Consider the following 5,517-nt stretch of genomic DNA (forward strand, 5'->3'; position numbering starts at 1 on the left):
GCTTGATCGAGGCGGGTACGCTCACCGTCTGCTCGGACATCCCCTACCCGCCGTTCGAGTTCGAGGACCCGAACTCGGAGACCGGCTATTCCGGCTTCGACATCGACCTGCTCGGCGCGATCGCCGCACAGCTCGACCTGAAGCTCTCGGTACAGGACGTGGGCTTCGATGCGCTCCAGTCCGGGACCACCCTCGCTGCCGGTCAGTGCGACGTCGGGGCATCCGCCATGACGATCACCGATGAGCGCAAGGCGAACATCGACTTCTCCGACCCCTACTACGACTCGCTGCAGTCGCTCCTGGTGCGCACGGATTCGGGCATCGAGTCCATCGACGACCTCGCCGGGAAGAACGTCGGCGTGCAGCAGGGGACGACCGGCGAAGCCTATGCGGGGGAGAACGCTCCGGAGGCACAGCTCGTGCAGTACCCGTCCGACGGTGAGCTGTGGCCGGCCATGCAGGCCGGACAGATCGAGGCGATCCTGCAGGACCAGCCGGTGAACCTCGAGCACGAGAAGGCCGACTCGAACTACAAGATCGTCGAGACCTACGAGACCGACGAGTCGTATGGCTTCGCTTTCGCGAAGGGCGAGAAGGACGCGCTGCTCGACGCGGTGAACGGAGCGCTGGCGGATCTCCGCGACAGCGGCGAGTACCAGAAGATCTACGACCAGTACTTCACGGCCAACTGAGTCCGCAGGCGAGTCGGTCGAGAGGACCTTGACGATGGCGTTGAGGCGCACCACGAAAAGCAAGCTGTACCGGTACACCGTCTATGCGGTGCTGATCGCGATCGCCGTCTGGGTGATCGTCAGCACCGACTGGGCTCGGATCGCGAACCTCTATTTCAATCCCGAGGTCGCGGTGAAGATGCTCCCGGGCATCATCACCACGGCACTCGTGAACACCCTGTGGTTCACCGCGGTGGCCTTCATCGGCGGTCTGCTGCTCGGCGTCGTGCTGGCGTTGATGAAGTTGTCCGCAATCGGTCCGTTCCGCTGGATCGCGACGTGCTGGATCGAGCTGTTCCGAGGACTTCCCGCGATCCTCACGATCTTCGCGATCGCGTTCATCCTCCCGATCGGGCTCGGCGTACCGGCGACGAAGCTCGGCGGACCGGTGGTCCTCGGACTCATCGGTCTGATCCTGGTCGCTTCGGCCTACATGGCCGAGACGATCCGCGCCGGTATCCAGGCGGTTCCGAAGGGGCAGACGGAGGCGGCGCGTTCGTTGGGCATGTCGCCGATGAAGACGACCTTCTGGATCATCGTGCCCCAGGGTTTCCGGATCATCATCCCGCCGCTGACCAACGAGTTCGTCCTGCTGTTGAAGGACACCTCGCTCCTGTTCGTGGCAGGATCCTTCATCTGGTCGAAGGAGCTCACGAACTTCGCCCGCGACGCGAGCACGCAGAACGCGAACGGAACGCCGCTGATCATGGCGGCGATCCTGTACCTGATCGTGACGATCCCGCTCACGCGCTTCAGTGCGTGGCTGGAACGACGGATGGCGAGGCAGCGATGATCACCGACCTGATCGATGTCCATGCCCCCGCGATCGACGTGCAGGGGCTCGTGAAATCCTTCGGCGACAACGAGGTGCTCAAGGGCATCGACCTCACCGTCACCAAGGGCGAGGTGGTCTGCGTGATCGGGCCCTCGGGCTCGGGGAAGTCGACGCTGCTGCGCTCGGTGAACCTGCTCGAGGAACCGACCGACGGCAAGGTGCTGATCGAGGGGATCGACATCACCGATCCCGACGTCGACATCGACCGGGTGCGCACGCGGATCGGCATGGTGTTCCAGAGTTTCAACCTGTTCCCGCACCTCGATGTGCTCGGCAACCTCACCATCGCTCAGCAGCGGGTGAAGAAGCGCTCCAAGAAGGAGGCCGAGCAGGTCGCACACGCGATGCTCGAGCGCGTGGGGCTCTCCGAGAAAGCGGATGCCTTCCCGGGGCACCTGTCGGGAGGACAGCAGCAGCGCGTGGCGATCGCGCGTGCGCTGTGCATGAACCCCGACATGATGCTCTTCGACGAGCCGACGTCGGCGCTGGACCCCGAACTGGTCGGCGAGGTGCTGCAGGTCATGCGCTCGCTGGCGGACGAGGGGATGACGATGCTCGTCGTCACGCACGAGATGGGCTTCGCGCGCGAGGTCGGGTCACGTCTCATCTTCATGGACGGTGGACACATCGTCGAAGAAGGCGACCCGCGCGAGGTTCTCAGCAACCCGCAGCATCCGCGCACGAAGGACTTCCTCTCGCGCGTGCTCTGACTCGGCACCCCGCCGCGTCCGCGCGTGGGCACTCCGTGTCTGGGCGTCGGTGCCCGTCTGCGCGTCGAGACCCCGTCTGCGCGTCGAGACCCCCGGTGACAGACGTCTGCCACCGGGGGTCTCGACGCTGAACGGGGGCGTCGAGCTCAGCTGACCGCGAGCTCGGACGCGAGGTCAGTCGACTTCGACGACCTCGGCGTCGGGGGCGTTCCGCCGGACGGACTCGATGCCGTTCAGGGCAGCGGACTTCGATGAGTAGCCCTCGCTGCTCGCGATGACCTCGCCGTTGCCTGCCTTGAGGCGGAAGCGGTGCTCGCCGGACTTGTCGGTGTACAGCTCGAACTTGCCTGCCATGAGGAGTCCTTTCTCTCTCGGATGAGGGCACCCCGCCCCCCTCGCGCCTCACGCTAGCGGTCGACGCGGATCCGGGGAAGAGCGCAGACTCAGCCGCGCGGGTGCACGGCGACGGGTTCGGGAGCGACCGCGATACGCACGCGGTCGCCGAACGAAGGATGGATCCCGGGGGCGTGCTGCACGCGCACGAGCTCGCCCGACTCGGTGCGGACCAGGGTGCGGCGCATGCTTCCCAGGAAGGTGCTCTCCTCGACCAGGGCGTCGGTCGAGGAGTCCGCCTCCGACGCGAAGTACACGTTCTCCGGCCGAAGATAGACATCGACCGGGCCATCCGCCGGCGACTGCAGGGGGAGGCGCTGTCCCCACACCAGCACATGGTCGCCCTCCGCCACGCCCGAGACGACGCTCGAGAGTCCCACGAAGGCCGCGACCCCCGCCGTGGAGGGCAGCGTGTACAGCTGCTCCGGCGAACCGATCTGTTCGATCCGTCCGGCGTTCATCACCGCGATCCGGTCGGAGACGGCGAGCGCCTCCTCCTGGTCGTGCGTGACGAAGACGGTCGTGATCCCGAGGCGCAACTGGATGCGGCGGATCTCGTCGCGCAGTTGCACCCGCACCTTCGCATCGAGCGCGGAGAGCGGCTCATCGAGCAGTAGCACCTTGGGCTCGGTCACCAGCGCTCGCGCGAGGGCCACCCGTTGCTGCTGACCGCCCGAGAGCTGATGCGGGAACCTGTCGGCCAAGTCACGCAAACCGACCAGCGCGAGCGCGTCGAGTGAGCGCTTCTCCGCCTCCGCCCTGCCGATGCCCCGCCGCCGCAGTCCGAAGGCGGTGTTGTCGGCGACCCGCAGGTGGGGGAAGAGCGAGTACGACTGGAAGACCATGCCGATGTCGCGCTTGTTCGTCGGTATGCGCGACACGTCCCCACCGCCGAGCAGCACGGCGCCGGCGTCGGCTCCTTCGAGGCCTGCGAGCACTCGGAGCAGCGTCGTCTTGCCGCACCCCGAGGGACCGAGCAGGGAGACGAACTCCCCGGGTGCGATGTCGAGGTCCACACCGTGCAGGACCCGCGTGCCGGCGTAGCTCTTCACGATCCCCTGGAGCTCGACGCGCGTGCCCTCCCCGGCACGGGCGAGCAGCAGGTTGTCCTTGGTGCGGGGCAGGGCATGGTCGACGGTCATGAGCGGGCCTTTCGTGGGCCGCGGGCGACACGGCCGATCAGGAGGAGCAGGAGGAACACGAACGCCAGCGCGAGCAGGGTGAAGATGGCCGGCGCGTACGGATCCTGTTTGTTCACCACGACCATCGCGGTCTGGAACACCTGGCGGTTGAGGAGGGAGGCGATCGTGAACTCGCCGAGCACCACGGCGATCGATATCAGCGAAGCCGCCAGGAGCCCCTGGCGGAGGTTCGGAGCGAGCACCTTGAGCACGACGACCGGCCAACTCGCTCCGAGCGAGCGTGCGGCCTCGGCGAGTGTGCGCAGGTCGGCGGCATCGATCGAAGCCTGGATCGAGCGGAAGGCGAACGGCAGCACGGTGATGCCGTAGGCGAAGGCCAGCGTCCACGTGCCGGTGCCGAGTGTGCGTCCGATCTGCAGGTAGATCGGCGCGAGACCGACGACCAGCACGATCGCGGGAATCGAGATCGGGAGGAGCACCGCGAACTCGAACGCCGGCCGGAGTCTCGGGAAGCGCAGGTTCACCAGGATCATGGTCGGTGCCAGCAGGAGCAGCACGATGGCCACGGTGACGACGGCGAGGATCAGTGAGTTGCCGAGTCCCGTCCAGATCGGCTTGAGGGTGGCGGCGGCCGCGGGATCGAACAGCGCGATCCAGCGAGCGAACGACAGACCGCCCTCGGGATCGCGCAGCGTGAAGAGGAACGTCGAGACCAGCGGGACGGCGAAGAACGCACCGACGACGATGCCGATGACCCAGCGGGTGGTGCGGGACGGACCGAGCCGGTTCACGACTGCCACCTCGCCGCGCGTCGCTGCACGAAGGAGTACAGGCCCATCACGATGCCGACGACCACGATCATGCCGAGCGCGAGGGCACCGGCGAGGTTCTCCCGCCCGAGCACGGTCTCGCTCGTGAGAGCGGTACGGATCTGGAGCGGCACGATCTGCGCCCCCTGGCTCGCGAGGGCGGCAGCTGTGGCATAGGACGAGAACGCGTTCGCGAACAGCAGCAGCAGGCTGGCGAGGAACGAGGGAGCGAGCACGGGGATGCCGACGCGCAGCCAGAAGCTCGCGCGCGTGCCACCGAGGGTGAGGTTCGCCTCCGCCCACTGTGGCTTGAGGGCAGCGAGGGCGGGCATGAAGGTGATGATCATCAGGGGGATCTGGAAGTAGAAGTAGGGGAGGATCAGGCCGGGCAGCTCGTACAGCCAGGTGCCGTTCGGGAAGATGTCGATGCCGAGTGAGTCCCTCAGGAAGACGGTGACCACGCCCTGGATGCCGATGGTCGCGATGAATGCGAAGGCCAGCATGACGCCACCGAACTGGGCGAGCACGCCGGCAGCGGCATCCACGGCGGAGCGCGTGCGGCTCTCGGGGGCCATGCCCAGCAGCGCGTAGCAGACGAGCGCGCCGACCACGGCGCCGACCACGGCGGTGAGGAGCGAGAGACCGGCGGAGTTCGCGAAGGTTTTCAACACCACAGGGTCGGCGAGGGCCGCGATGTTCGACCAGGTGAAAGTGCCGTCCTTCGTGAAGAAGCCGGAACCGACCGCGAGCACGGTGGGAACGGCCAGGAACAGCACGACGTAGGCGGCGAAGGGGATGAGCCCGAGCCAGGCGAAGGACGGAGCGGACCGCCGGGCCCTCGCGTGGGGCGAGGACCCGGCGGTAGGAGCGGGGGCGGATGCCGTGGCATCCGCCCCC

General features: G+C 67.2%; 7 protein-coding genes. 3 read left to right on the forward strand and 4 right to left on the reverse strand.

Annotation, left to right across the window (positions count from 1 at the left end; all coding sequences use genetic code 11):
* From L978_RS12350 to L978_RS12360, 3 genes are all read left to right on the forward strand, one after another.
* On the forward strand, positions 1–692 hold a 692-nt coding region (locus L978_RS12350), incomplete at its 5' end, for a basic amino acid ABC transporter substrate-binding protein (RefSeq protein WP_047523405.1).
* Between the two features lie 34 nt (positions 693–726).
* Positions 727–1,524, forward strand: coding sequence for an amino acid ABC transporter permease (locus L978_RS12355; protein WP_047523406.1), 798 nt, complete (start codon positions 727–729; stop codon positions 1,522–1,524).
* A complete protein-coding gene (locus tag L978_RS12360) occupies positions 1,521–2,276 on the forward strand; it encodes an amino acid ABC transporter ATP-binding protein (protein ID WP_047523409.1) in 756 nt (251 codons plus the stop codon). The genes L978_RS12355 and L978_RS12360 overlap by 4 nt, the downstream gene beginning before the upstream one ends.
* Before the next feature lie 174 nt (positions 2,277–2,450).
* Here L978_RS12360 and L978_RS12365 read toward each other — a convergent pair whose 3' ends face one another.
* From L978_RS12365 to L978_RS18970, 4 genes are all read right to left on the reverse strand, one after another.
* A complete protein-coding gene (locus L978_RS12365; protein ID WP_047523411.1) occupies positions 2,451–2,630 on the reverse strand; it encodes a YegP family protein in 180 nt (59 codons plus the stop codon).
* An 89-nt stretch (positions 2,631–2,719) separates the two neighbouring features.
* Positions 2,720–3,811 (reverse strand): ABC transporter ATP-binding protein, encoded by a 1,092-nt coding sequence (locus L978_RS12370; protein ID WP_047523413.1) that lies wholly within the window; start codon positions 3,809–3,811, stop codon positions 2,720–2,722.
* Entirely contained in the window at positions 3,808–4,602 is a 795-nt protein-coding gene (locus L978_RS12375; protein ID WP_047523414.1) for an ABC transporter permease, read from the reverse strand. Before L978_RS12375 ends, L978_RS12370 begins: the two co-directional genes overlap by 4 nt.
* Positions 4,599–5,517, reverse strand: a 919-nt coding sequence (locus tag L978_RS18970) for an ABC transporter permease (protein ID WP_047523415.1), incomplete at its 5' end; no start/stop codon positions are given. The genes L978_RS12375 and L978_RS18970, both read right to left, overlap by 4 nt.

It is taken from the genome of Microbacterium sp. ZOR0019, assembly GCF_000800925.1.
GTDB lineage: Bacteria > Actinomycetota > Actinomycetes > Actinomycetales > Microbacteriaceae > Microbacterium > Microbacterium aurugineum.

Coding starts and splice junctions, on each gene's coding strand:
- L978_RS12360 (WP_047523409.1), top strand. CDS start 1,521: ATGATCACCGACCTGATCGATGTCCATGCCCCCGCGATCGACGTGCAG.
- L978_RS12365 (WP_047523411.1), bottom strand. CDS start 2,630: ATGGCAGGCAAGTTCGAGCTGTACACCGACAAGTCCGGCGAGCACCGC.
- L978_RS12355 (WP_047523406.1), top strand. CDS start 727: ATGGCGTTGAGGCGCACCACGAAAAGCAAGCTGTACCGGTACACCGTC.
- L978_RS12370 (WP_047523413.1), bottom strand. CDS start 3,811: ATGACCGTCGACCATGCCCTGCCCCGCACCAAGGACAACCTGCTGCTC.